Here is a 1,478-nt window from a genome sequence, read left to right as displayed (position 1 = left end):
GCGCGCGGGGCCCGGCGCCCCCCCCGGGGGGGGGGGGCGGCCCGCCCCGCGCTCCGCCCCCCCCCCCCCCCGCCGCACGGCCGTGCGTCCGGCGTATTCGGTGGGTCGGGGGCGCGGCGGTGTCGGACATGGTGGTGGTGCTCCTGGGCGGGCTCAAAACGGGGTACATCAGGAGGAACGGTCCGGTTGGGGCGGAGGGTTCAGTCCTGTTGCGGGTGTCGGGGCCAGGGTAGGGGACGGCGGGAGCGCCAGGGCGTCGCGGAACTCCCGGGCGAGGGAGAGGAACTCCTCCGGGGACCGCGCCGCGTGGTGCAGGTCGATCAGCGGCTCGGCGCCCAACTCCCGTACGGCGGAAGCCAGGTAGTGGGCGATCTGGGCGACCGTGCCGCGCTGGGGGACCTCGGGCGCCGGTTCGGCGGTGACCACCGGGTTCACCCGCAGCACCAGGCGCAGCGCCCCCGGGTCGCGGCCGGCGGCCCGGGCGGAGTCGCAGACGCGCTCCCAGAGCGGGCGCAGGGCGGGCAGCGGCAGGCCGACGCCCAGCCAGCCGTCGGCGCGCCGCCCGACCCGCTCCAGCGCGGCCGGACTCACCCCGCCCAACAGGACGGGCGGGCGCGGCCGTTGGGCCGGTCGGGCCAGGACGGTCGACGGCGGGACGGTCCACAGCGCACCGGTGTGCCGGACGTCGGCGCCCCCGGTCCAGAACGCCTCCAGCACGTCCAGGGTCTCCTCCAGCCGGGCCGCCCGGCCCCGCCACGGGACGCCGACCGCCCCGTACTCGTCCTCGGACCAGCCGAGTCCGAAGCCGACGTCGAGGCGGCCGTTGCTGAGCAGGTCGATCGTCGTCAGGGTGCGGGCGAGCAGGGCCGGGGGGTACCAGGGCGCGTTGAGCGTACTGGTGCCCAGGCGCGCCCGGCTCGTCGCGCCGGCGGCGGCGGTCAGCAGGGTGAGCGGGTCGAGGAAGGTCCGATGGCTCTCCGGAACGGCGCCGCTGCCGCCGGGGTACGGGGTCCGCGGGGCGTTGGCGACCAGGAGCCGGTCGGCCGTCCAGAGCCGGTCGTAACCGAGCGCCTCGGCCGCGGCGGCGACCCGGACGGTCAGGGCGGGGTCGGCGAAGCGGCCGTACTGGGGGAGGGCGAGTCCGAGCGGCATGGGGTGCTTCCGCCTTCCGTACGGGGGTCGGAGCACCCAGTGTCGGCCGACGGGTGCCCGGAACGCCAGGCGTCGGGGGCTCCCGCTGGACTCCCTTCGGGGCTTCTGCCGGGGCTGCCGTCGGGCGGGCGGCGCCGCCGGTTCCCGGAACCACTCGAAGGTGCCACCCGTGCGGCGTGTTCCTGGGGATCGCCGTCGGAATCGGCTGTTGTGGTGCGGGTCGATCACGACGACCCCCACGACGACCCCTAACCGGAGGCACCTGTCTCTTATAAACAAAATAAGCAGCCGACGACAAAAGCAGTGTATATATCGGTGGTGGGCGG

Annotated in this window: 1 protein-coding gene; it reads right to left on the bottom strand. The window is 75.8% G+C overall.

What is annotated here, in order from left to right; translation table 11 throughout:
* Window positions 1–168: 168 nt before the first annotated feature.
* On the bottom strand, window positions 169–1,152 hold the full coding sequence (locus tag ACFXOZ_RS34230; RefSeq protein ID WP_380593808.1) for a TIGR03619 family F420-dependent LLM class oxidoreductase: 984 nt from the start codon (window positions 1,150–1,152) through the stop codon (window positions 169–171).
* Window positions 1,153–1,478 lie beyond the last annotated feature (326 nt).

Origin of the sequence: Kitasatospora sp. NPDC059160 (assembly GCF_042755465.1) — a bacterium.
Classification (GTDB): domain Bacteria; phylum Actinomycetota; class Actinomycetes; order Streptomycetales; family Streptomycetaceae; genus Kitasatospora.
This window is presented reverse-complemented; position numbering and strand designations above follow the sequence as displayed.